Raw genomic sequence first — 23,865 nt, 5'->3', positions numbered from 1 at the left:
GGACGAATGCCGCATCGGCACTCCCCCGACACGCCGCGCGTCCGGCCGGCTCGCGTAACGGCTGGAAATGCACTATATTCGAAGGGTCCCGAGACGAACCACGGCCACCCGCCATGACCCGCGACGAGATCATCGCCCGGCTGAAGGAGATGGAGCCGGCGCTCCGAGCCCGCGGCATCACGCGCCTGCAGATGTTCGGCTCGCGCGCCCGCGGCGACAACCGCGAGGACAGCGACCTGGACCTGCTGGTGGAGTATGATCCGCCGCCGAACGCATCAGGCTTCGACTTCTTCGGGATCGGACCGGATTTGTCCGACGAACTCGGAATTGAGACGCGATTGATCGACGAGTCGGCCCAGATGAAGCCCCGCTTCAAGCAGAGGATTTCCGACGATCTCCTGACGGTGTTCTGATGAAGCGCCTCGACACCGACTGGCTGGAGGATATCATCGACGCCATCGACGACATCAACAGCACACTTTCCGGCGTCAACCGATCCGCGTTCGAAAATGACCGTATGCGTCAGGGTGCGGTCAGTCATTTCGTGATGATTATCAGCGAGGCGTCGGGCAACATTCCAGAGACCTACAAACGGGCTTCTCCCATGATCGAATGGGGCGAGATTGCCGGCATCGGAAATCGCATCAGGCACGGGTACTTCGCGATCCGGACCGATGTCCTCTGGAATATCTATGAGCTGGAACTGCCAGCGCTCCGCCACACGATGCTCCAGATGCTCGCAAAGTCCGGCATTCAACGCACCTGACCCTCACGCGCTCCGGTAGAGCTTCGTCATCACGAATTCCCGATGCCCCAGCGCCTCGGCCGCCGTGCTGCGGCCGTTGGCGGTGCGCACGATCATGTCGATCAGCGCGTCGCCGGCCTCGTCGATGGTCATCTCGCGGCGCAGGATTCCCGAGACGTCGACGTCGACATGCTCGCCCATGGTGCGCACCGTGCGCGGGTTGGCGGTGATCTTGATGACCGGCACGATCGGGTTGCCGACCACGTTGCCCTGCCCCGTCGGGAAGGTGTGGATGACGAAGCCGCCGGCCGCCATCAGCGTCACGCATTCGGCCGCGGCCGACGAGCTGTCCATGAAATAGAGGCCCCTGCCCGATTTCGGCGTCTCGGCAGGCTCCAGGATGTCGATGTAGCGCGAGGTGCGGCCGATCTTCTCCAGATTGCCCAGCGCCTTCTCCTCGATGGTCGTCAGCCCGCCCTCGATGTTGCCGCGCGTCGGCTGGCTCTCCGAAAGGTCGTCGGTCTTGAACTGCTCGATCACGTCCTCCTGGTAGCCCTTCCACATCGCGTACCAGCGCTCGCCCACCTCCGGGTTGATCGCGCGGGCCTTGGCGATGTGCTCGGCGCCGGTGATCTCGGACGTCTCGCCGAAGCAGCCGTAGATGCCCTCCGGCAGCAGCTTGTCGTACATGTTGCCGACCGTCGGGCAGGAGCCGAGGCCGGTCGTGGTGTCGCTCTCGCCGCATTTGGTCGAGACCCAGAGCTCGGAGATCGAGCATTCCTCGCGCTGGAGTTCGGTCGCATAGTGGACGAAGTCCTTGGCCGCGCGGCTGGCGTCCATGATGGTCCTGAGGTCGCCGTTCTGCTCGATCGAGAAGCCGGCGACCGGCTTGCCGGTGGCGGCGATGCCGTCGACGATGCGCTTGGTCCAGCCCGGCTCGATGCCGATGACCACCACGGCCGCCACGTTGGGATTGGCGCCGGTGCCGATCATGGTGCGGAAGTGCAGGTCGAGGTCGGCACCGAACTGCAGCCGGCCATAGGCGTGCGGCAGGGCCATCGTGCCCTTGATGTTGTTGGCCACTGCCTCGCAGGCGGCGTTGGAGATGTCGTCGACCGGCAGGATGACGACATGGTTGCGCACGCCGACGCGGCCGTTCTCGCGGCGATAGGCGCGGATCGTCATGTTGGAATACTTCGAGGCCATCAGACCGCCCTTCCCTGAAACGAATGTGACCGAGCGTCGGGCGCGGGCGAGGCCGCGCGCGGCGCTCCGCCGCTACCAGCGCTTGGTCTTGAGATTGTGGACGTGGACATGCTCGCCGCGCGCGACGGCGGCGACGAAGCGGCCGATGTCCTCGCCGTACTTTATGGCCGTGTCGCCGGCCGCGAGATCCTTCAGCGCCACCTTGTGGCCGATCGGGATGTCGGCCTTCGCCTCGATCTCGAACGACGAATTGTCGGCGGTGACCACGGCCAGCATCGTCGTGCCGGCCTCGAGGCCCTCCACCACGACGACGCCGACATTGTCGTCGTGCTCGTGAACCAGGAGATGCGGAATGCCCATGCGCGTATCCTCTTCGCGCCCGGCGGCGCAGTCAGTTGGCGCCGTTCGACGCCGGCAGTCTTATATAAGATATAAGATAGGAAATGCTGGCAGAGTCAATCCGGCGGGTGCTATCAGGAGACGCTTGCCTTCGGGTTTTCGACACCGGACGTCGTGATGGACCAGACCGCCTTCGCCTATCGGCCCCTCTACGTGCAGGTGCGCGACCAGCTCGTGCGCCGGCTCATCGACGGCGAGTGGCAGCCGGGCCAGCACATTCCGTCGGAGATCGAGCTGGCGCGCGAGATCGGCGTCAGCCAGGGGACGATCCGCAAGGCGCTCGACGCGATGACGGCCGAGAACCTCCTGATCCGGCGTCAGGGGCGCGGCACCTTCGTGGCGCGGCCGGAGGAGAGCCGCATCCTGTTCCAGTTCTTCCGGCTGGTGCCGGACGACGGCAAGCCGCGCTTTCCCGATTCCGCCATCCTCGACCGGCGGCCGGCTGCGGCGACGGCGGCGGAGGTCGACTCGCTCGGCCTTTCCGCCGGCGATCGCGTCTGGCGCGTCGAGCGGGTGCGCACGCTCGACGGCGCGCCGCTGCTCGTCGAGACGCTGACCCTGCCCGACGCGCGCGTGCCCGGTTTCGGCGACCTCGAAGCGATCCCCAACAACGTCTACGGCCTCTATTCCGAACGCTGGGGCATCACCATCGGCCGGGCGAGCGAGAGACTGAAGGCGATCGCCGCCACGGAGACCGATGCGGCCGCACTCGGCTGCGCGCCCGGCACGCCGCTGCTCGCCGTCACCCGCATCGCCCTCGACCTCGAGAACAAGCCGGTCGAGCTGCGCGTCTCGCGCTGCCTGACGCAGGCCGTGCACTATTCGTCCGAGCTCGGCTGACGGGCGGCCCGCGCCGTCCTCACCCGTAGACGGCGTGCAGGACCATGATCCAGAAGGAGGTGGTGGCGACGCCGAGGCCGGTGGCGAGCGTGATCGTGTTGGAGGCGAGCGCCTGGCCGGTGCCGAACTGGACCGCGATCAGATAGCAGTTGACGCCCGCCGGAAGTGCGGCCGTCAGCACGGCGACCGAGGCGACCAGCGGCGGCAGTCCGAACAGCGTCGCCATGCCGAGCATGATCGCCGGCATGACCATCAGCTTCAGGAAGGCCAGCGTCAGGCCCGGCCGCAGATTTCCCGAGATGCCGTAGCGCCGGAGCCCGAGCCCCATGGAAAACAGCGCCAGCGGGCCGGCGATGTTGCCCAGCCCGTCGACGAAGCGCGCGGCGAGCGAGGGCAGCGGCACGCCGGTCATGCGCCAGGCGAGGCCGGCGACGATGCCGACGATCAGCGGGTTGACGGCGAGCTTGCCGACGAAGGTGCGGGCGAGGTCGAGCGGGCGGAAGCCCCTGTCGCCGCCCTCCAGTACCGCGAAGACCACGATGGTGGCGGCCATCATGGCGCCGAGATGCACAGAGACGATCAGCGCCAGCACCTCGAAGCCGGCCTGGCCGTAGACCCCGAGCACCAGCGGGATGCCGAGCAGGACCGTGTTGGAGAAGGAGCCCGAGACGCCGCCGACGACGCCCGCCCGCGCGTCGCGGCCGAACAGCCGCGTCGTCATCAGATGGCCGAGGGTCCAGGCTATGGCGACCGAGGAGAAGTAGGCCGCCCACAGCGCCCAGGGTGCGGCGCCGTGGAAATCGGCCGACAGCATGGTTCGGAAGAGCAGCAGCGGCAGCGCCACGCCGACCGCGAACTCGCCCAGTGCCTCGCCCGTCTCGGCGCGCAGATAGCCCGTCAGCCCGGCCAGATAGCCGATGGCGACGAGACCGAAGATGAACAGCGCGGCTTCGACCTGGGGAGACATGCGCCGGGTGATAGGGGAAAGCGGAGGCTTCCGAAAGGCCTGCCGGAACGGGCCTTCTCGGCCCCGGCGCCCTATTCGCCCGTCCTCCAGCCGCCGGCCGCGTCGTACTCGCCGCGTTCGTGCACCACGCTGGCGCGGCCGACGAGCAGGTCGTCGACCCGGCCGATGCGCGCCGGGTCCTTGCCGGAATAGGGCAGCGCGTGCAGCACGCAGCGCATCGCGTTCAGCCGCGCCCGCATCTTGTCGTCGGACTTGATCACCGTCCAGGGCGAGTCGGCGGTGTCGGTGTGGAAGAACATCGCCTCCTTGGCCTGGGTGTAGTCGTCCCACTTATCGAGCGAGGCCATGTCGATCGGCGACAGCTTCCACTGCTTCAGCGGATGGACCTTGCGCTCCCTGAACCGGCGCGCCTGCTCCTGCCGGCTGACCGAGAACCAGAACTTGATCAGATGGGTGCCGCTGCGCACCAGGTTGCGCTCGAAGTCGGGCACCTGGCGGAGGAACTCGCGGTATTCCTCCTCGCTGCAGAAGCCCATGACGCGCTCGACGCCGGCCCGATTGTACCAGCTGCGGTCGAAGAGCACGATCTCGCCCGTGGTCGGCAGGTGCTCGACATAGCGCTGGAAGTACCACTGGCCGCGCTCCACGTCGCTCGGCTTCTCCAGCGCCACCACGCGGGCGCCGCGCGGGTTGAGATGCTCCATGAAGCGCTTGATGGCACCGCCCTTGCCGGCGGCGTCGCGCCCCTCGAACAGGATGACGAGGCGCTGGCGCGCCTCCTTGACCCAGGACTGCAGCTTCAGGAGCTCGGTCTGCAGCACGAACTTCTCGCGCTCGTAGTCGCGGCGCAGCATCTTGAAGCGGTAGGGATAGCGGCCGTCGCGCCAGTCGTCCGACAGTTCGTCGCTGGTGCGGCGCGGCTTGCCCTTCGGCTTCGGCAGGCCGAAGGCCTCGCTGAGCAGGGCGGCGTCGTCGGGCGCAGCCCCGTCGATGATGGCGCCGATGCCGCCGCGCAGCTCGGCGTCGAGGTCGGCATCGGCCGCGAGGCTCTGCGCCGCCGCCGCCGCCGCGCCATGCGCGGCCCGCGTCTGCTCGTCGGCGAGCCCGGCCTCGGCGGCGGCCGACAGCGCAGGCTCGGCCTCGCCGCCGGCGTCCTGGAACGTCTTCTGCATCATGCGGCCTTCCCCTCGCTCATCCCGGCCTGCCCGATCGCACGGAAGGACCGCTGCCCGGCGAGCCCCGCACCGTCCGATCCCGTTGGCCGTCCACCAGCCTAGCAGCGGCAGGCGGACGCTCGTTGACGTGGATCAAGAATTCCTTCGCCGGCAACGGATTTGCGGGCACAGGGGCAGCGCGACGCGTCCCCTCCCGATACGCGACCTACGCCCCGCCCGCTCACGACTGTCGGGTGCGTAGCGCCCAGTCACCCGGGTGAGACGCTGGAACGAGTGATGGCGGGCGGCAGCGGGTCTGGCGAAGAGCCTCTCGGGGCTTGATCTGTGTCAATTGGTATTGTCCTTCTATGTGTCAATCTTTATTGACAGTCCAGGGAGGGCGACGGCGGTGAGGATCCTTTTCGTTCATCCGAACTATCATTCCGGCGGGGCCGAGATCGCCGGCACCTGGCCGCCCGCCTGGGTGGCTTATCTGTCGGGGCATCTGCGGCGCGCGGGCTTCGACGACATTCATTTCATCGACGCCATGACCGAGGACGTATCCGACGAGGATCTGGCGCGGCGGATGGCGCAGATCGCGCCGGACGTGGTGGGGGTGACCGCCATCACGCCGTCGATCTACCGCGCCGAGGAGGTGCTGCGGATCGCCTCCACCGTCGTGCCGGATGCGCTGCGGATGCTGGGCGGCGTCCATGCCACCTTCATGTACAATCAGGTGCTGACCGAGGCACCCTGGGTGGACGTGATCGTGCGCGGCGAGGGCGAGGAGATCTGCACGGCGCTGATGGAGGCGGTGCGCGACGGGCGCTGGCCGGCCGACCGGCACGCGATCCGGGGGATCGCCTTCCGCGACGGCGACAAGATCGTGGCGACGGCCGCGGCCGGCACCGTCAAGGACATGGCGACGATCAAGCCGGACTGGTCGGTGCTCGACTGGTCGAGATACATCTACATCCCGCTCGGCACGCGGGTGGCGATCCCCAACCTCGCGCGCGGCTGCCCCTTCACCTGTTCGTTCTGCTCGCAGTGGAAGTTCTGGCGCGACTACCGCGTGCGCGACCCGAAGGACGTCGTCGACGAGATCGAGGACCTCGTCGACAACCACGGCGTCGGCTTCTTCATCCTGGCCGACGAGGAGCCGACCATCAACCGCAAGAAGTTCGTCGCCTTCTGCGAGGAGCTGATCGCGCGCGGCCTGACCGAGAGGGTCAAGTGGGGCATCAACACGCGCGTCACCGACATTTTCCGCGATCGCGACCTGCTCTCCTTCTATCGCAGGGCGGGGCTCGTGCATGTCAGCCTCGGCACCGAGGCCGCCGCACAGCTGAAGCTCGACCGCTTCAACAAGGAAACCAAGGTCGAGGAGAACAAGACGGCGATCCGGCTCCTGCGCGAGGCCGACATCCTGGTGGAGGCGCAGTTCATCGTCGGGCTCGACAACGAGACGCCGGAGACGCTGGAGGAGACCTTCCGCATGGCCTGGGACTGGCAGCCCGACCTCGCCAACTGGTCGATGTACACGCCCTGGCCGTTCACGCCGCTGTTCCGTGAGATCCGCGACCAGGTCGAGATCTTCGACTTCTCGAAGTACAATTTCGTCACGCCGATCATGAAGCCGGCGGCGATGGAACGCGGCGAACTGCTCGACGGCGTGATGAAGAACTACCGGCGCTTCTACATGCGCAAGGCGCTGTTCCACTATCCCTGGCGCGGCAGCGGGTTCCGCCGGCGCTACCTGCTCGGCTGCCTGAAGGCCTTCCTGAAGGCGGGCGTGCAGCGGACCTTCTACGACCTCGGCAAGGCCGGCTACTGGGGACCGCAGACGAAGACGAGCGTCGATTTCGGCTTCGACGAGACGCGGACCCTCGCCGAGGCGCAGATGGATGACTGGGAAGCCTCGGCCGACCGCGCCGCCCGCGCCGCGGAGCGGCGGGAAGCGGTGCGCGCGCAGATGAAGGAGCGGTCGGAGGTGCGTGCCTGCGGCGGCGGCACGCAGCAGATGGAGGGCGCCTGAGGATGTGCGGGCGGCGGGCGGGCGGATCGGCCCGAACGCGGTGCTGCAGCTGTTGCCGGTGGTGGAGGAGCGGCTGGGCGCGGCGCGCGTCCGCCCGCTGCTGATGGCGGCCGGGCTCGCCGGTCCGCCCGACGGCACGACGATGATCCCTGAAGGCGAGGCGGTGCGGCTGCACCGCGCCGTCCGCGCGACCGAGCCCGTGCTCTGGCCCGCGCTGCTGGCAGAGGCCGGCGCGCGGACCGCGGACTACATCCTCGCCAACCGCATCCCGGCATCGGCACGGGGGCTGCTGCGGCTGCTGCCGGCCGGAGCTGCCGCGCGGCTGTTGTCGGCCGCCATCGCGCGGCACGCCTGGACCTTCGCGGGCTCAGGCCGGTTCCGGGCGGTCGATCCCTGGACCTTCGAGATCGCAGGCAATTCCTTCGTGCAGGGCGAGACGTCGGCGCATCCCGTCTGCGTCTGGCATGCGGCCGTGTTCGAGGGGCTGTATCGCGCGCTGGTCGACGACCGCTGCCGCTGCCGCGAGGTGCAGTGCGGGGCGCAGGCGGGGTCGGGCGGCGTCTGCCGCTTCGCGATGCGGCTGGAGCGGCGGCGGCGGTGAGACATGCGGGCGGGAAATGCGGTGAGAAATCCGGGGACAGTTTACTTAATTCGGGCCGAATCCTGAACGTTTCCCGAGACGTCTTCAGGTCGAATTAAGTAAACTGTCCCCGTACCTCCCGCACGTCCCGCATTTCTACCGCAGATCCACCGCCCTGCCCGTCCGTGCGCTCTCTTCGGCGGCGGCGCCGATGAGGACGGATTTCAGGCCGTCGTCGAGCGTCACCTCGGGCGTGCCGCCGCGGCGGACGAGGTCGAGGAATTTCCGGTGCTGGAAGAAGGTGGAGCCGTGGTGGTCGCCGGCGGCGAGGATGGTCTCGTCGACGTGGATCTCCTCGCGCACGGGCTGCTTGGTGGCGCGCGGCGAGATGACGACCTCCGACATCCGCTCGCGTCCGTCGGGGGAGAAGCGGGCGGGGCCGGGGACGAAGGCCTCGATGCGGGCGGCGTCGCCGGTGACGGCAACCTGTTCCTGCCACCAGGAGCCTTCGGCGAACATGCACAGATCGAGCATGGCGCGGACGCCGTTGGCGAAGTCGACGACGACGAAGGCGTTGTCGAGGATATCGGGCGCGCGACCATCATAGCGCTCGTCGAGGAAGTTCACGTCCATGGCGCCCGAGGCGTAGACGCGGACGGCCTCGGACTGCGCGAGCAGCCGCATCAGGTCGAAGAAGTGGCAGCATTTCTCGACCAGCGTGCCGCCGGTGCGGGCGGAAAACCGGTTCCAGTCGCCGACCTTGGCAAGGAAGGGGAAGCGGTGCTCGCGGATGGCGATCATGCGCAGGCGGCCGGCCGTGCCGGCGGCGAGTTCGGCGCGCAGGCGCTCCACCGGCGGCATGTAGCGATATTCCATCGCCACCCAGACGGGGGCTGCCCTGCCCTCGGCGCTTTTCAGGATGGCGCGGCAGTCGTCGACCGTGGCGCAGAGCGGCTTCTCGACCAGGATCGGCAGGTCGGTGGAGAGCACGTCGCGCAGGATGGCGGCGTGGGTGTCGTTGGGGCTGGCGATGACGATCGCGTCGCAGAGGCCGGACGAGATGAGGTCGCGGTGATCGGCGAAGGCGCGACAGCGTTCGCCATAGGGACCGGCGGCGAGCTGGCGGCTTTCGGGATGGGGGTCGGAGACGGCGGTGATCTCGGTGCCGTCGAGCAGGGCGATGTTGCGCATGTGCTCGCGCCCCATCATGCCCGAGCCGATGATGCCGTAGCGGATGGTCATCGGCCGCGCGTCAGAGATCGAGGACGGGAAGGCCGAGCGATCGGGCAGCGGCGTCGAGAGCATTCCGGTGGTCTCCATAGGCGAGCGCCATGTGATGCTCGAGCGCCGCGCCCATGATGCGGTCGAGCAGGTGTCTTGCCGGCGTGTCGAAGCGGACGACGCCGGAGGTTCCGGTGAAGGCCATCGGCCGCTTCAGCACCTCGCCGCCGCCGATGACGGCGACGGGGCGGCCGCGCGCCTGGCTGATGCGGAAGAACGTGACGCGGCCGGGCTTCAGCGGGAATTCGTAGAGCAGCGGCATCTTGCGGTTGGTGTGGATGGTCGCGCGTGCCACGGCATCGGGGTCGGCCATCGAGACCGGCGCCTGGCCGCAATGCCAGACGACGCCGGTGTCGTCCTCGGCATCGAGGTCGACGAGGTCGGTCAGGAAGGCCGGCGCGTCGGCGATCGTCTGGAGGAGCAGCGTCGACAGCGCGCCGTAGACGTCGGCCTCGCAGGCACAGGGCACCCGCGCCTCGCCCATCATCGAGACGGGTCCGCAGACCGCGCCGCCATATTCGGTGAAGGTCTCGGGCCAGCAGCGGATGGCGAAGGCGTCGTAGCGGCCCTCGGCCCGCAGCGCATCGATGGCGGGTTTCAGGCGCAGCGACCGGTCGAGTTGCTGCTGGTCAACGGCATCGAGGCCGACGAGGTCGACGCTGGCCGCCGCACGGGTCTCCGCGAGCGCCTCGGAAGAGATGGCGCCGGCGCGGGCAAACAGGTCGGACAGGTCGAGTTCGTCGACGGTCGCGCCGGCAAGTGCTGCGATGGCATGCTTGTCGTAGGCGCAGGTGGGGAAACCGTCCGGATGCCGGCCGATGCGGGCGATGCGGGCGCCGCGGATGGCCTGCGCGGCGGCGACACCTGCCGGATCGTCGCCGGTCGCTGCGCGCGTGCCGACCGGGACGGCCTGCCTTGCGCCCGACAGCAGGTCGGTCAGCGCGGCGCCGATGCCGGAGGCGTCGGGCGCGGCATGGAGATAGCCGAAGGCGCGGTCGGCGAGCCCCAGCGCGTGGGCCGCGAGATTCAATCCGCAGAAGGAGTTGAGCCGCAGCCGCCCGCCGGCGCGCGGCTCGGGGATCGACCAGAGCGCCAGCGGCTTTGCGAAGGCATTCGCCACCTCCGCCACCATCCCGGCATCGGTGAAGGTGACCTGCAGCACGAGCAGCCGGTCGATGGTCTCGCCTTTCAGGGCCGCAATCGCCGCGCGGGTGGCGTCGGCATCGAACAGCAGTGACCGCGGCCCGACGGTCTCGATGCCGGCGCGGTCGAGGGCGGCCAGCATGGCGGCGAGGTTCTCCCCGGCGAAGGGCACGTCGAAGGTCGGCCGCCCGAGCGGCAAGAGCCCGACGCGCCCGATGGTCGCGGTTCCTTCACCCGGCATGGCGGTCCCCTAGATGGCTCTGCATCGGGACGCGGAGGCGACGACGATGCGATTTCTGTTGGTTTTCCTGGCGATGGGTCTGCTCGCGACGACCCCGGCGCGGGCCGACGAGGCCGACCGGCTGCTGCTCTCGGAAGGCGGACGCACCGTGCTGATCAGGCATGCAACGGCACCGGGGACCGGCGACCCGGCCGGCTTCGACCTCGCCGACTGCGCCACCCAGCGCAACCTCTCGGAGGAAGGGCGCGCCCAGGCGCGGCGCATCGGCGAACGCTTCGCGGAATGGGGCGTCGAGGTGGACGCGGTGCTGTCCAGCCGCTGGTGCCGGTCGCTGGAGACGGCGCGGCTCGCCTTCGGCGCCGACCGGGTGGAACCGTATCCGCCGATCGATTCCTTCTTCGGCGACCGCACGTCGGAGCCTGCGCAGACCGCGGCGGCGAAGGCGCGGATCGCGGGTTTCGATGGCGACGGCGTTCAGGTGATGGTGACGCACCAGGTCAACATCACCGCCCTGACCGGCATCGTGCCCGGTCAGGGCGAGGCGGTCGTGGTGGAGCCGGACGGGGACGGCGTCGCCGTCGTCGGCCGCATCCGCTTCGACTAGCCAGGCAGCAGGCGCGACCAGGACCGCGGATACCGGCGCTTTGCTTCGGCTGCACTTTGCCTGTATCCAGACGTTCCAACCGGAGGATTCATGATCCGTACCATCCTTGCTGCAGCTCTGCTGCTGTTCGCGCTGCCGGCGCAGGCCACCGAGGCCGGCTGGGCGCTGCTGCGCGAAGGCGGGCATGTCATCCTGCTGCGGCACGCCTACACGCTCGGCACCACCGACGCCGAGGCCTTCGACATCGAGGACTGCGCCACGCAGCGCAATCTCTCCGACCGCGGCAAGCTGCAGGCGCGCAAGTTGGGGGCGCTGCTGGCAGCGCGCGCCGCGCCCGTCGAGAAGGTCTATTCGAGCCGGCTCTGCCGCGCCCTGTCGACGGCGGAACTCGCCTTCCAGCGCATTCCGATCGAGGCGTTCCCGCCGCTCGACCCGCCCGTGGGCGACGCCGAATACGGCGCGGAGGCGCGTCAGGCGGTGCTCGACCTCGTGCGCAGCTACCGCGGCTCCGACAACATCGTGCTGGTAACGGACCTGGCGACCATACAGGCGCTGACCGGACGCGCGGCCCGCGAGGGCGAGGCGCTGATCGTGAGGCCGGGCGACGCCATGCTGTCGGTCCAGGCGCGGATCATCTTCAACTGAAGCCGCACGCCTTCCGGCGCGCCCCTGCCCCCTGCCCTTCAGCGGTCCGCACGGCATCGGTCTAGACCTCCATCCCGCCATAGACGTGCCGGAAGGAGGCGTCGGCCGGCCGGAAGACCGCGCCTTCCGGGCCGTAGGCCGGATGGCGGTACCAGGGGAGCGCTTCGGCGTCGGTGAGCGCGTTGAGGTCGCGCATGTAGCCGACGGCACCGCCTTCGAGCCCGGTGCGCATCGCCGGCCAGTCCGGGAAGTGGCCGAAGGCCTCCAGCCAGATGGCGCGGCCGGCGAGATAGCCCGACGCGCCGGCCCTGTAGGCATGGGTGAGGAGGGCACGGAAATCGGCCTTGCCGGCGCCGGCCGACAGCATCACCCAGGGCCGTCCGGCGAGCCGTCCGAGTTCGTCGAAGACGGCCTGGACCTCCTCCCAGCCCTCGCCGCCGACGCCCGGCGCGTCGCCGGCATTGACGGGGCTCTCCAGCTTGAAGACGTCGACGCCATAATCGGGCCTGGCGAACTCCTCGACGGAGGCGAGCACGTCGTCGGCCTTCTTGCCCTTCATCTCGACATAGTCGCTCGTCTGGTGCGCGTCCTTTGCCAGCGGATAGACGAGGAGTTCGAAAAGAAAAGGAATGTCAAAGCGGTGGCAGGCCTCGCCGATGCGCCGGACGAAGTCCTTCTGATGGCGATTCACCGCATCGCCGGCATCCGGGCGGTACCAGGCGAGCACCTTGACCGCATCGGCGCCCATGCGCTTGATCTTTTCCACCGACCAGTCGTCGATCTCCGACGACAGGCGCCCCTCGGGCGTCTCGACGAAGATGGAATCCTCGAGCGTGACGATCAGGCCCTTCTGGGCCGACAGCCGGCCGATGCCGCGCGGGATGGCATAATGCGGGTCGAGCAGCATGGCGGAGGATTCCTCCTGCAGCGTCTCGATCAGCAGCGTCTTGAAGCCGGCGACGTCCTCCCAGGGCGCGTCCGCGAGCCCGTAGTGGCGGGCGATCGGATTCTTGATCGGCGGACGCTGGTCGACCGCCGTCATCTTGAAGCGGCCGGCGGCATCGGCCATGCGGCGCATGCCCCAGAGCTTGCCGGGCGAAAGGTCGATCATGTCCTCATCCTCAGGAAGGCTTCGGCCTCGGCGCGGTCCGGCGTGCCGGTTCGGCCGCCGAAGCGGGTGCATTTGAGCGCGGCGACCGCGCCGGCGAAGCGGATGGCGGCGCGGGCGCCCTGCCCTTCGCCGAGCGCGAGCGCGAAGGCGCCGTGCCAGACGTCGCCGGCGCCGAGCGTGTCGACCACGTCGACCGCGAAGGCCGGCTCGCGGGCGAGGCCGTCGTCCTCGAAGAAGGTGACGCCCGCGGCGCCGTCGGTGACGCAGACGAAGGCGCCGGTCTCGTCGCGCGCGGCCTTCAGCGCCGCGTCGAGATCCGCGATCCCGGTCAGGTCGCGCAGGCCCTGCGCCGAGAAGGCGGCGTGCGAGGCCAGCCGCAGCGCGTCCGCGGCCTCGCGCACCGGGGCCTCGGCGTCGAGGATGCCGGGGATGCCGCGGTCGCGCGCCGCGGCCATGGCGACGGCGGCGCCCTGCGGCCAGCGGGTATCGGCCAGGATCGCGTCGACCCCGTCGGGGATGCGGCCTTCGAGCCAGGCGCCGTCCAAGCTCAGCGCCCCGTCGCGGAAATTGACGATCTGCCGCTCGCCGGCGGCGTCGACATAGATCGAGGAGAAGGACGAGCGGCCGCCGGGAATGCGGCGCACGAGGCTGCAGTCGACGCCTTCGGCCTCGAGGCCGGCGACGATCATGTCGCCGACCGGATCCTGCCCGCAGCGCGCGGCGAGCAGGGCACGGCCGCCGAGCCGCGCGACCGCCGCCGCCGCATTGGCCGCGCAGCCGCCGCCGACGATGGCGGCGTCGCGGGCACGGTACTTCTCTGCTTTGCGGGGAAGCGCGTCGATCGACATGACGATGTCGATGACGGCGACCCCGACGGTGAGGATGGTGGTCATGTCGCCAGCCGGAGGATCCTGGCCCGCTTCGATGCGGGAGAGGTCAGGATACCGAGTCTTATATAAGTTACAAGACTGACGCGAGACCGTCGCCGAGGCATATCGGCGACGGGACGGCTTCGCGGAGATGCGAATCGATTGGGTCTTTGACTTCGCGCGAAAACGGATTAGAGACGCGCGACAGTCCCTCCCCCCAAGACTCTCGAGGTATCCCAACCGTGTCCACGACATTCGATAAGGTGGCCGACATCATCGCCGACACGAGCGAGATGGACCGCGACACCATCACCCCCGAAAGCCACACCATCGACGACCTCGGCATCGACAGCCTCGATTTCCTCGACATCGTCTTCGCGATCGACAAGGAATTCGGCATCAAGATCCCGCTCGAAAAGTGGACGCAGGAGGTCAACGACGGCAAGGCGTCGACCGAAGAGTACTTCGTGATGAAGAACCTCTGCGCCAAGATCGACGCGCTGGTGGCCGCCAAGTCGGCCTGACGCGCTGGCCCGACCGGCGAGCACGGGTCCTGCGGGCGACGCGCGGCCCGGACCCGGCGGGCTTGACGCATGCGAGCCGCGACGTCACATGATCCGCGCATGAACCAGCACGACGCAATCATCACCGGCATCGGGATCGTCTCTTCGCTCGGCGAGGGACCCGCGGCACATCTGTCCGCCCTCACCGCGCCGCAGCCCCGGCCGGTGCTCGATGCCGGGCGCTTCGCACCCTACACCGTCCATCCGCTGCCCGAGATCGACTGGGGCAGCCAGATCGCCAAGCGCGGCGACCTGCGCCAGATGGAGGCCTGGCAGCGGCTGGGCACCTATGCGGCAGGCCTGGCACTCGACGATGCCGGACTGAAGGGCGACGAGACGCTGTCGGCGACGATGGACATGATCGTGGCGGCCGGCGGCGGCGAGCGCGACGCGGCGGTGGACGGCGCCATCCTGGAAGCCTCGCTGACGCGCAACGACCGGGGCGTGCTGATCAACGAGAAGCTGACCACCGAACTGCGGCCGACGCTGTTCCTGGCGCAGCTCTCCAACCTGCTCGCCGGCAACATCTCGATCGTCCACAAGGTGACGGGCTCCTCGCGCACCTTCATGGGCGAGGAAGGCGCGGGCGTCTCGGCGATCGGGACGGCGGTGGCGCGCATCCATGCGGGACAGTCGAGCCACGTGCTCGTGGGGGCCGCCTTCAACACCGAACATCCCGACCATCTGCTCGGCTTCGAGGTCGGCGGCGCGCTGCACCGCGACGCCTGGGCGCCGGTGTGGGAACGCCAGGGGATGCGGGGCGGCGGCATCGTACCCGGCTCCGGCGCCGCCTTCCTGGTGATCGAATCGCGCGAACACGCCGCGGGCCGCAGCCGCGCAGGCTATGCCGCGATCGGCACGGTGGCGTCCGGCCGCGCCCGGCGCGGCAGCGAGGACCTCGCGGCGGCGATCGGAGCGATGATCGACACCGTCGGCGGCGACGGGCTGCCGGTGATCTCGGCCGCCTCCGGCGCGCATGCCGCGACGGCGGCGGAGAAGGCGGCGCTCGACGGCCGCGGGCTGCACGCGGTGCGGGGCTTTTCCACGCTGACGGGGCACATGAAGGAAGCGCAGTTTCCCTTCGCCGTGGCCCTGGCGGCGATCGCGGTGCGGCACGGCGCGACGCTTTCGCCCTTCGACGCGGCGTTCGCGGCGCCGGCGCCGGTGCAGGATCGCGTGCTGGCGACGAGCGTGGGCTCGCGCCGCTACGAGGGCGCGGCCGTCGTCTCGGCCGCTTGAGCCGGTTGACGGAACCGACAGGGAGAGTGCCATGCGCAGCATGACGGACAGCTTCGGACGGCCGATCGTCGTCGTTACCGGCATCGGCATCGTCACCTCGCTCGGCGTCGGCAAGGCGGAGAACTGGGCCGCGCTGACGGCGGGGAAGTCCGGGATCCACCCGATCACCCGCTTCCCGACCGACCACCTCAACACCCGTATCGCCGGAACGGTCGATTTCCTCGCCTCGAGCGGCCGCAGCGCCAGCGCGCTGACGCACGAGATGGCCGAACTCGCCGGCCGCGAGGCGACCGGCCAGGCCGGCATCGGCGGCGATTTCGGCGGGCCGCTGTTTCTCGCCGCGCCGCCCGTGGAACTCGGCTGGAACCAGCGCTTCGAGCTCTACGCGCGCGGCGGGGCCGGGCAGCAGGGCTACGAGCGGCTGCTTGCGGCCGCGCACGGGGTGCCGGGCGAGAATTATGAGGAAGACACGCAGTTCGGCGCGGTGGCGGAGCGTCTGGCCGACGGCTTCGGCACGCGTGGCCTGCCGATCACGCTGTCGACGGCCTGCGCGTCCGGCGCGACCGCGATCCAGCTCGGCGTCGAGGCGATCCGGCGCGGCGAATGCGACCGCGCGCTGGCGATCGGCGCCGACGGCTCGGCCACGGCCGAGGCGCTGATCCGCTTCGCGCTGCTGTCGGCGCTGTCGACGCAGAACGACCCGCCGCACAAGGCGTCCAAGCCTTTCTCGAAGGATCGGGACGGCTTCGTGCTGGCGGAAGGGTCGGCCGCACTCGTGCTGGAATCGCTGGCGGCGGCGACGGCGCGCGGCGCCCGCATCCTCGGCGTGATGGCCGGCTGCGGCGAGAAGGCGGACGATTTCCACCGCACCCGCTCCAAGCCCGACGGCTCGCCAGCGATCGCCGCCGTGCGTGCCGCACTCGCCGATGCCGGCATGGGCGAGGACGCGATCGACTACGTCAACGCGCACGGCACCTCGACGCCCGAGAACGACAAGATGGAGCACCTGTCGCTGTCGACCGTCTTCGGCGAGCGCATCCGCTCGATTCCGGTGTCGTCGAACAAGTCGATGATCGGCCACACGCTGTCGGCGGCGGGTGCGATCGAGGCGGCGATCTCGCTGATGACGATGCAGGAAGGGGTCATCCCGCCGACGATCAACCACGACAATCCCGATCCGGCGATCGATCTCGACGTGGTGCCGAACGTCCGGCGGGAGCGGCCGGTGGCGAGCGTCTTGTCGAACTCGTTCGGTTTCGGCGGCCAGAACGCCTGCCTTGTCATGACCCGCGAACCGGTCTAAGCGGACCAGCCTTCCAACGGGGTCCGCCTTGTCCATGCGCGCACTGCAACTCGTCGACGAACGCCGCCTCGAAACCGTCGACCTGGCGCCGCCGCCGCCGCCGGGTCTCGGCGAGGTGACGGTCGCGATCCGGGTCGTCGCGCTGAACCACATCGACGTCTGGGGCTGGCGCGGCATGGCCTTCGCCAAGCGCAAGATGCCGCTGACCGTCGGTGCCGAGGCCTCGGGCGTGGTCGAGACCGTGGGCCCGGGCGTTTCCGGACTGCTGCCGGGACAGCTCGTCTCGATCTACGGCGCGCGGACCTGCGGTCTCTGCCGCCACTGCCGCGCCGGGCGCGACAATCTCTGCGAGAACGTCGCCGGCGTGCACGGCTTCCATCTCGACGGCTTCGCGCAGGAGAAGATGAACCTTCCCGCACGGCTGCTGGTGCCCGCCCCTACGGGCGTCGACGACGTCGGCGCCGCGCTCGCCCCCGTGACCTTCGGCACGGTGGAGCACATGCTGTTCGACAATGCCAAGCTCGAGCCCGGCGAGACCATCCTCGTCCATGCCGGCGGCTCCGGCATCGGCACGGCGGCCATCCAGCTCGCCAGGCGCATGGGCTGCACGGTGATCACGACCGTCGGTTCCGACGACAAGATCGACAAGGCGAAGGCGCTCGGCGCCGACCACGTCATCAACTACCGGTCGGACCGCTTCGAGGGCGTGGTGCGCAAGCTGACGAAGAAGAAGGGCGTCGACGTCGTCTTCGAGCATGTCGGCGCCGACACCTGGGCGGGCTCGATGCTGTGCCTGAAGCGCGGCGGCCGGCTGGTCACCTGCGGCTCGACCTCCGGCGTGTCGACGTCGATGAATCTGATGCAGCTGTTCCAGCAGCAGCTGAAGATCCTCGGCTCCTTCGGCTGCCGCATGGAGAACATGGCCGACGCCATGCAGAAGATGGCCCGCGGCATCGTTCATCCGGTGATCGACACCGAGATCGGTTTCGACGGGATCGGCACGGCGCTGGAGCGGATGGAAGGTCGCGCGGTCTTCGGCAAGATCGTGCTGCGCGTCTCGTCCTGATGCCGTCGCGGGCCGCGAGCAGGATCAGACCCCTCGTCGCCCGCGCGCTGAAGATCACGCGCCACGTCAACTACTGGATCGTGGCCCAGCTGGCGCTGACGGTGCTGCGGATCCTGCGCCTGCTGCCGGCGGCGGCCTCGCTCAATTTCCTCGACCGCACCGCGCGGCGGATCGGCCCGCTGATGGGCCGCCACCGCGCCGCCCTCGCCAACCTGCGCGCCGCCTATCCGGAGAAGGACGAGGCGGAGATCCTGGCCATCGCGCTCGACATGTGGGGCAACATGGCCCGGCTGGTCGGCGAATACGTCTACATGGCGCAACTGACGCAGGCCGATCCGGCGACGGGGCTCCCCGCCAACATCGAGATCGTCGGCGAAGAGCTGTTCGTGCGGCTGCGCGAGGAGAAGGGACCGCACATCTTCTTCACCGGGCATCTCGGCAATTTCGAAATCCTGCCGACGGTCGCGGCAGCCTACGACCTCGAGATCAGCGCGCTGTTCCGGGCCCCGAACAATCCGTTCCTCGCCGCACAGCTGATGGAGACGCGCAGCGAGAGCATGGGAGACCTGGTGGCCTCGGGCCGCGGTTCCGCCTTCACGCTGGCCCGCATCCTCGACAGGGGCGGCAACATCGGCCTGCTGGTCGACCAGAAGTTCTCCGGCGGCATCGCGACGACCTTCTTCGGGCGCCCGTGCCAGACCAACCCGCTGCTGGCCAAGCTCGCGCGCCAGTACGACTGCCCCGTCCACCCCGCCCGCTGCGTGCGGTTGCCCGGCAACCGGTTCCGGCTCGAACTGCACGAGAAGCTCGACCTGCCGCGCACGGAAAAGGGTACGATCGACGTGAACGCCACCGCGCAGCTGCTCAACGACGTGGTGGAGGGCTGGATCCGCGAGGATCCCGGCCAGTGGATGTGGTTCCACCGCCGTTGGGAAATGCGGCTGCGGCAGCGCTTCCGGCGCCCGAAGCCGCGGGACACCGAGCGCTAGCCGCCGTAATAGTTCATCACGGCGTGCCGCGCCTGCGCGAAGAAGAGCCAGCGCTCCACGAGCAGGGCAAGGACGAAGCCGAGGCTGGCGAGCGCCGCGGCGGCGGTCGCCAGCATTCCCTGAGGCACCGCAAGAAGCAGGACGAGTGCTCCGGCCGGGAGCAGGGCGCCGAGCCCGACGGCGATGCGCCAGAGCTTGGCGGCGTGCTTGCGCGCGACCCTGAAGCCCATCTCCCGGGTCAGGTAGTTCTCCGTCATGTGCGGACGCTCGAGCAGCCGCACGGCGCCGATGGCGCCGAGGCCGGTGGCCGTCTCAGGCGTCGAGGCTGGGACGAGGCCGGTCATGCGCCGTCTCCAGGCGCGCTTCGTGCCCCAGGCGACCGCCAGCAAGACAAGGGCGGCGAGCCCGGGGCCGCGCGCTTCGCCGCCGCCGAGCGCGGAAAGGAGCGTCGCCAGCAACGCCCCTCCGGCGAGCGAGAAGGCGACGTAGCAGGCCGACGTGAGCGGCGTGGCCCAGGCGTCGACGGTGCGCAGCGAGGCGTAGATCATGGCCGTGCAGTAGACCGTGGCGACCGCCATCGCGGCGCCGACGAGGCCGAGCGGCAGCACGAAGCGGTCGGCGAACAGCGCCAGCGCAGCCGAGAGCGTCAGCGGCACGAAGGTCGCCACCGCCATGACGCCCTCGCGCGACAGCCAGCTCGAGCGCCATTGCGAGAAGGCGCGCCAGGCGCGCTGCGGATTGCCGAGGTGGAGCGTCGACGACAGCAGGCCGCCGCCGATCAGCGCGAGCGAAAGGACGTGCGCGAGCTTGGTGGCGAGCGCCCCGGGCTGGAGCAGGCCAAGGCCCAGCATGACCGCGAGGCCATAGCCGAGGCCAGAGCAGACCGTGAAGAGGATGATCGAGGGTGCCGGATGCATCAGGCGTCTCCGGCGTGCCGGCCGAACGGTGTGGCGCGGAACTGCGGCATGGCGGGGCGGGTCACGTCAGATCCTGTCCAGCATGCCGTCGAGCCAGGCGAAGAAGCCCTTCGCGGCCGCCGTGTTTTCGGCGAGCGGCACGGAGGCCATCCCCGCGAGCGGCTGGCGCGGGCGCGGCGGAAGGTACTTGTTGACCGGCCGCGTGCCCTGCTCCGGCATCAGGTCGATGCCGCCGCGCGCCGCCGTCAGCCGCGAGACGTTCGAGGCCGGATCGGCGAAATCGCCGAAATGGCGCGCATTGGCCGGGCAGGTGCGCACGCAGGCGGGCACGCGGTCGACCTCCTCGAAGGTCTCGTTGTAGATGCGATCGATGCAGAGCGTGCACTTCTTCATCACGCCGGCCGCCACGTCCATCTCGCGCGCGCCGTAGGGGCAGGCCCAGGCGCACAGCCCGCAGCCGATGCACTTGTCCTCGTCGACGAGCACGATGCCGTCGGCGGCGCGCTTGTAGGAGGCGCCGGTGGGGCAGACGGTGACGCAGGGCGCATCCTCGCAGTGCAGGCAGCTCTTGGGGAAGTGGACGATGCGTGCATCGCCCGCCTCGCCCACGACCTCGCCGCCCTCCGGCACCACCTCGAAGGTGTGGATGCGGTTCAGCCAGGCGCCGGAGACGTCGGCGCCCCAGGGCTGCTGGTCGGACAGCGCCGCGCCGTAGCCGCCGGTGTTCCACTCCTTGCAGTTCACCACGCAGGCATGGCAGCCGATGCAGACGTCGAGATCGATGACGAGGCCGAGCTTCTTGGGGGTGGGGTGGGTCGGGAGGGAGGTCATGCGGGGGTGGCCGGCTGGGATTCGGAGCGGGGGATACTCTCTTCAAGCGCAGCGGGCGGGATAGCCCCTCCCCTCCAGGGGGAGGGGGAGCGCCGACGTCTCACGTCCCCCTCCCCCTTGAGTGGAGGGGTAAGGGGTGGGGGTATCGCACGCGCAGACCTCGCGGTCGTTGCGTCCACCCGGAACCGCCCGCCGCACATGAATCTCGCGCTCACTTGCTCCACTCCTGTCCGTAGCGCAGCTCCGCCGGGCTCGATCCGGACGCAGCCACCGGCGGGAACTGCGGCTCGGCCTCCCCGCCGGGCTCCGCCTTCTCGATCCGCACACGCAGGTCGTACCAGGCGGCCTGACCGGTGATCGGATCGGAGTTCGACCAGCGCAGGCCGTCCGCCTTCGGCGGCAGGAGTTCGTTGATGAGGTGGTTGAGCAGGAAGCCGCGCTTCGCTTCGGGGGCGTCCGGCGACAGGCCCCAGGCGCCCTTGCGCTTGCCGATGGCGTTCCAGGTCCACAGCGTTGCGCCGTTGACGGCCTCCATGCGCGCGACCTCGACCTTGATGCGGCCGTGCGGCGAGACAAGCCAGGCCCAGTCGCCGTCGGCGAGGCCGGCCGCGTCGCAGACGGCGCCCGGCACGTAGAGCGGGTTGCGCGTGTGGATCTGGCGCAGCCAGGCGTTCATCGAGCCCCAGGAATGGTACATCGCCGCCGGGCGCTGGGTGATGGCGTGCAGCGGGAAGGCGTCGCGGTCGATCGCGGCCTCCTCCAGCGGGCGATACCATGAGGGCAGCGGCGAGAAGGCGGCGAGGATGCGGTCGCGGTGGGTGGCAGGCGCCACCGGTTCGCGCAGGCCCTCTGCCGACAGGCGGAACTTCTGCAGCGTCTCCTGGTAGAGCTGGAAGGTGACCGGCTGTGGCGTATCAAAGAAGCCCATCTTCACCGCGAAATCCTGATAGGCGCGGTTGGCGTGCTTGAAGAACAGGGCTTCGGCCGGCAGATGCTGGACGAAGAACGAGCCGTTGTCGACGTAGCGCCGGAGCTGGTCCGGATTGGCCGCACCCCGCCCGGCGCGGTCGCCATCGGCGCCGCGGAAGCCGGCGAGCGGACCGATGCCGGGGCGGCGCTCGTGGCGCACGATGTAATCGGCATAGTCGCGGTAGAGCGGCGTGCCCCGGCTGTCGGCGAAGCCCGGCAGGCGCAGCCGCGCACCGAGATCGAGGAGCACCGACTGGAAGCCGCGCACCCCGTGGTGGCCGGGCCGGTCGGGCTCGACCACCGGCCAGCGGATCGCGTCCTGCACCGCGTCGGGCTCCGAGATCGGCCGGTCGAGCATCGAGATGCAGTCGTGCCGCTCGAGATAGGTCGTGTCGGGCAGGACGAGATCGGCATAGGCGACCATTTCCGACGAATAGGCGTCCGAGACGATGATCTTCGGGATGCGGTATTCGCCGGTTTCGGAATCCTTCTCCTCCAGCATGCGGATGACGCCGCCGGTGTTCATCGACGAGTTCCAGGCCATGTTGGCCATGTAGAGGAACAGCACGTCGACCGGATAGGGATCGCCGGCATGGGCATTGGAGATGACCATGTGCATCAGCCCGTGGGCCGAGATCGGCGCGTCCCAGGAGAAGGCCTTGTCGATGCGCGCCGGATTGCCCTCGGCGTCGATCAGAAGGTCCTCGGGACCGCGCGGAAAGCCGAGATGCGGGCCGGCCAGCGGCTGCGAGGAGCCGAAATGCTCGGCCTTGCCGTGCGGGCGCGGATGCGCCTCGACGGGCTTGGGATAGGGCGGCTCGAAGCGGAAGCCGCCGGGGCAGTCGACGGCGCCGATCAGCACCTGCAGCATGTGCAGCGCGCGCGCCGTCTGGAAGCCGTTGGAATGGGCCGAGATGCCGCGCATGGCGTGGAAGGAGACCGGCCGGCCGACGAACCGGGCGTGCGCCTGCCCGTGCATGTCGGTCCAGGCCTGCTCGACCGTGATCGCCTCGTCGAAGGCGACGCGGCCGATCTCGCTGGCCAGGCCCCGGATCGTGTCGGCGGAGACGCCCGTCTCGGCGGCGACGGTCTCGGGTGCGTAGCGGGCGTCGAGATAGGTCTCGGCAAGGAGCGCGAAGGACGGGACGGCCGCGCGGCCGTCGGGCAGCGTGAAGCGGCCGGAGAGCGCGGGGCGGACGCCGGGGCCGTCGGCCATGGCCTCCGCGGTCGCGGTGTTCCAGACGAGCGCCCTGCCCTCGCCGTCGCGGGCGAAAAGCCCGTGATCGGCGGTGCCCGGCGCGTCGATGACGAGCCAGGCGGCGTTGGAGTAGCGGAGGAGGTAGTCGACGTCGATGCGCCGCGCCTTCAGCAGTTCGTGCACGAGAGACAGGATCAGCAGGCCGTCGGTGCCGGGCCGCACCCCGATCCAGTTGTCGGCGATGGCGGAATAGCCGGTGCGCACCGGATTGACCGAGACGAAGCGGGCGCCGCGGCTCTTCAGCTTCGAGATGCCGATCTTCAGCGGGTTGGAATCATGGTCTTCCGCCACGCCGAACATCACGAAGAGCTTCGTGCGGTCCCAGTCGGGCGCGCCGAACTCCCAGAAGGCGCCGCCGATGGTCATGATGCCCGCGGCCGCCATGTTGACCGAGCAGAAGCCGCCATGGGCGGCATAGTTGGGCGTGCCGAACTGCTGCGCCCAGAAGCTGGTCAGCGCCTGGCTCTGGTCGCGGCCGGTGAAGAAGGCGAGCTTCTTGGGGTCGGTGCGGCGCACATCGCCCAGCCAGCCGCTCGCCAGTGTCAGCGCCTCGTCCCAGGAGATCTCCCGGAATTGCCCCGAACCGCGCGGACCGGTGCGCAGCATCGGGCCGTTCAGCCGCGCCGGCGCGTTGTGCTGCATGATGCCGGCCGAGCCCTTGGCGCAGAGGACGCCGCGATTGACCGGATGGTCGCGGTTGCCCTCGATGTAGCGGATCTTCCCGTCCTTCAGATGGACGTCGATGCCGCAGCGGCAGGCGCACATGTAGCAGGTGGTCTTGCGCACCGTGTCGCCGACGGGTTCGGACAGCGCCAGGCGCGGTTCAGCGGTCATTCGGAGCCCTCATGCGGAGGAGTCCTATACAAGACCGCGCCGCATGGGAATTGCCTGGCCCGGCGATTTGGCGACC

At 69.5% G+C, this 23,865-nt stretch carries 23 protein-coding genes; 12 read left to right on the top strand and 11 right to left on the bottom strand.

Annotation, left to right across the window (positions count from 1 at the left end; translation table 11 throughout):
* Positions 1-113: 113 nt before the first annotated feature.
* Positions 114-413: a nucleotidyltransferase family protein gene (locus IAI54_RS02180; protein WP_187970799.1), complete on the top strand. Its 300-nt coding sequence runs from the start codon at positions 114-116 to the stop codon at positions 411-413.
* The gene (locus IAI54_RS02175; protein WP_187970798.1) at positions 413-766 is read left to right on the top strand and encodes a HepT-like ribonuclease domain-containing protein; all 354 of its coding nucleotides are present in this window, start codon (positions 413-415) and stop codon (positions 764-766) included. Before IAI54_RS02180 ends, IAI54_RS02175 begins: the two co-directional genes overlap by 1 nt.
* Positions 767-769: 3 nt before the next feature.
* Here the strand turns inward: IAI54_RS02175 and IAI54_RS02170 are convergent, their stop codons facing one another.
* Positions 770-1,951 carry a UxaA family hydrolase gene (locus tag IAI54_RS02170; RefSeq protein WP_187970797.1) on the bottom strand — a complete coding sequence of 394 codons (1,182 nt, stop codon included), beginning with the start codon at positions 1,949-1,951 and terminating at the stop codon, positions 770-772.
* A 72-nt stretch (positions 1,952-2,023) separates the two neighbouring features.
* Complete coding sequence (locus IAI54_RS02165) at positions 2,024-2,311, bottom strand: UxaA family hydrolase (RefSeq protein WP_187970796.1); 288 nt, start codon at positions 2,309-2,311, stop codon at positions 2,024-2,026.
* Positions 2,312-2,467: 156 nt separating this feature from the next.
* On the opposite strand from IAI54_RS02165, the gene IAI54_RS02160 reads away from it, so the two are divergent.
* Entirely contained in the window at positions 2,468-3,190 is a 723-nt protein-coding gene (locus tag IAI54_RS02160) for a GntR family transcriptional regulator (RefSeq protein WP_187970795.1), read from the top strand.
* A gap of 19 nt (positions 3,191-3,209) precedes the next feature.
* Here IAI54_RS02160 and IAI54_RS02155 read toward each other — a convergent pair whose 3' ends face one another.
* Positions 3,210-4,157 carry an AEC family transporter gene (locus IAI54_RS02155; RefSeq protein WP_187970794.1) on the bottom strand — a complete coding sequence of 316 codons (948 nt, stop codon included), beginning with the start codon at positions 4,155-4,157 and terminating at the stop codon, positions 3,210-3,212.
* A gap of 71 nt (positions 4,158-4,228) precedes the next feature.
* Positions 4,229-5,332 (bottom strand): polyphosphate kinase 2, encoded by a 1,104-nt coding sequence (ppk2, locus tag IAI54_RS02150; RefSeq protein WP_235679226.1) that lies wholly within the window; start codon positions 5,330-5,332, stop codon positions 4,229-4,231.
* Positions 5,333-5,720: 388 nt separating this feature from the next.
* Here ppk2 and bchE point away from each other — a divergent pair, with 388 nt between their 5' ends.
* Together bchE and bchJ are read left to right on the top strand one after the other, a co-directional pair.
* Positions 5,721-7,346 (top strand): magnesium-protoporphyrin IX monomethyl ester anaerobic oxidative cyclase, encoded by a 1,626-nt coding sequence (gene bchE, locus IAI54_RS02145; RefSeq protein WP_187970793.1) that lies wholly within the window; start codon positions 5,721-5,723, stop codon positions 7,344-7,346.
* Positions 7,347-7,386: 40 nt separating this feature from the next.
* The gene (bchJ, locus tag IAI54_RS02140; RefSeq protein ID WP_187970792.1) at positions 7,387-7,947 is read left to right on the top strand and encodes a bacteriochlorophyll 4-vinyl reductase; all 561 of its coding nucleotides are present in this window, start codon (positions 7,387-7,389) and stop codon (positions 7,945-7,947) included.
* Positions 7,948-8,082: 135 nt separating this feature from the next.
* Here bchJ and IAI54_RS02135 read toward each other — a convergent pair whose 3' ends face one another.
* Together IAI54_RS02135 and IAI54_RS02130 are read right to left on the bottom strand one after the other, a co-directional pair.
* The gene (locus IAI54_RS02135) at positions 8,083-9,231 is read right to left on the bottom strand and encodes a Gfo/Idh/MocA family protein (RefSeq protein ID WP_338021487.1); all 1,149 of its coding nucleotides are present in this window, start codon (positions 9,229-9,231) and stop codon (positions 8,083-8,085) included.
* Entirely contained in the window at positions 9,179-10,591 is a 1,413-nt protein-coding gene (locus tag IAI54_RS02130) for an L-fucose/L-arabinose isomerase family protein (protein ID WP_187970791.1), read from the bottom strand. The genes IAI54_RS02135 and IAI54_RS02130 overlap by 53 nt, the downstream gene beginning before the upstream one ends.
* Positions 10,592-10,637: 46 nt before the next feature.
* Between IAI54_RS02130 and IAI54_RS02125 the strand changes: the two genes are divergently transcribed.
* Both IAI54_RS02125 and IAI54_RS02120 read left to right on the top strand, forming a co-directional pair.
* Entirely contained in the window at positions 10,638-11,195 is a 558-nt protein-coding gene (locus IAI54_RS02125; protein WP_187970790.1) for a histidine phosphatase family protein, read from the top strand.
* Between the two features lie 90 nt (positions 11,196-11,285).
* Complete coding sequence (locus tag IAI54_RS02120) at positions 11,286-11,840, top strand: histidine phosphatase family protein (protein WP_187970789.1); 555 nt, start codon at positions 11,286-11,288, stop codon at positions 11,838-11,840.
* 61 nt (positions 11,841-11,901) lie between these two features.
* Here IAI54_RS02120 and IAI54_RS02115 read toward each other — a convergent pair whose 3' ends face one another.
* A complete protein-coding gene (locus IAI54_RS02115) occupies positions 11,902-12,951 on the bottom strand; it encodes a tagatose 1,6-diphosphate aldolase (RefSeq protein WP_187970788.1) in 1,050 nt (349 codons plus the stop codon).
* Positions 12,948-13,844, bottom strand: a complete 897-nt coding sequence (locus tag IAI54_RS02110; RefSeq protein WP_187970787.1) for a PfkB family carbohydrate kinase — start codon at positions 13,842-13,844, stop codon at positions 12,948-12,950. Before IAI54_RS02110 ends, IAI54_RS02115 begins: the two co-directional genes overlap by 4 nt.
* A 269-nt stretch (positions 13,845-14,113) precedes the next feature.
* On the opposite strand from IAI54_RS02110, the gene IAI54_RS02105 reads away from it, so the two are divergent.
* From IAI54_RS02105 to IAI54_RS02085, 5 genes are all read left to right on the top strand, one after another.
* Positions 14,114-14,344, top strand: coding sequence for an acyl carrier protein (locus tag IAI54_RS02105; protein WP_235679360.1), 231 nt, complete (start codon positions 14,114-14,116; stop codon positions 14,342-14,344).
* Between the two features lie 99 nt (positions 14,345-14,443).
* Positions 14,444-15,622, top strand: coding sequence for a beta-ketoacyl-ACP synthase (locus IAI54_RS02100; RefSeq protein ID WP_187970785.1), 1,179 nt, complete (start codon positions 14,444-14,446; stop codon positions 15,620-15,622).
* Positions 15,623-15,653: 31 nt separating this feature from the next.
* On the top strand, positions 15,654-16,925 hold the full coding sequence (locus IAI54_RS02095; RefSeq protein ID WP_187970784.1) for a beta-ketoacyl-ACP synthase: 1,272 nt from the start codon (positions 15,654-15,656) through the stop codon (positions 16,923-16,925).
* A 34-nt stretch (positions 16,926-16,959) separates the two neighbouring features.
* The gene (locus IAI54_RS02090; protein WP_187972978.1) at positions 16,960-17,991 is read left to right on the top strand and encodes a zinc-binding dehydrogenase; all 1,032 of its coding nucleotides are present in this window, start codon (positions 16,960-16,962) and stop codon (positions 17,989-17,991) included.
* Positions 17,991-18,980: a lipid A biosynthesis lauroyl acyltransferase gene (locus IAI54_RS02085; protein ID WP_187970783.1), complete on the top strand. Its 990-nt coding sequence runs from the start codon at positions 17,991-17,993 to the stop codon at positions 18,978-18,980. Before IAI54_RS02090 ends, IAI54_RS02085 begins: the two co-directional genes overlap by 1 nt.
* Here IAI54_RS02085 and IAI54_RS02080 read toward each other — a convergent pair.
* The 3 genes from IAI54_RS02080 to IAI54_RS02070 form a co-directional block, all read right to left on the bottom strand.
* Positions 18,977-19,897, bottom strand: coding sequence for a dimethyl sulfoxide reductase anchor subunit family protein (locus IAI54_RS02080; RefSeq protein ID WP_187970782.1), 921 nt, complete (start codon positions 19,895-19,897; stop codon positions 18,977-18,979). The genes IAI54_RS02085 and IAI54_RS02080 overlap by 4 nt on opposite strands.
* Before the next feature lie 66 nt (positions 19,898-19,963).
* Positions 19,964-20,728 (bottom strand): 4Fe-4S dicluster domain-containing protein, encoded by a 765-nt coding sequence (locus IAI54_RS02075; protein ID WP_187970781.1) that lies wholly within the window; start codon positions 20,726-20,728, stop codon positions 19,964-19,966.
* A 211-nt stretch (positions 20,729-20,939) separates the two neighbouring features.
* On the bottom strand, positions 20,940-23,789 hold the full coding sequence (locus IAI54_RS02070) for a molybdopterin oxidoreductase family protein (protein WP_187970780.1): 2,850 nt from the start codon (positions 23,787-23,789) through the stop codon (positions 20,940-20,942).
* Positions 23,790-23,865 lie beyond the last annotated feature (76 nt).

Source organism: Aquibium microcysteis (assembly GCF_014495845.1).
Taxonomy (GTDB): Bacteria; Pseudomonadota; Alphaproteobacteria; order Rhizobiales; family Rhizobiaceae; genus Aquibium; species Aquibium microcysteis.
The sequence above is the reverse complement of the archived record's forward strand: the minus strand, read 5'-3'. Positions and strand labels throughout refer to the sequence as shown.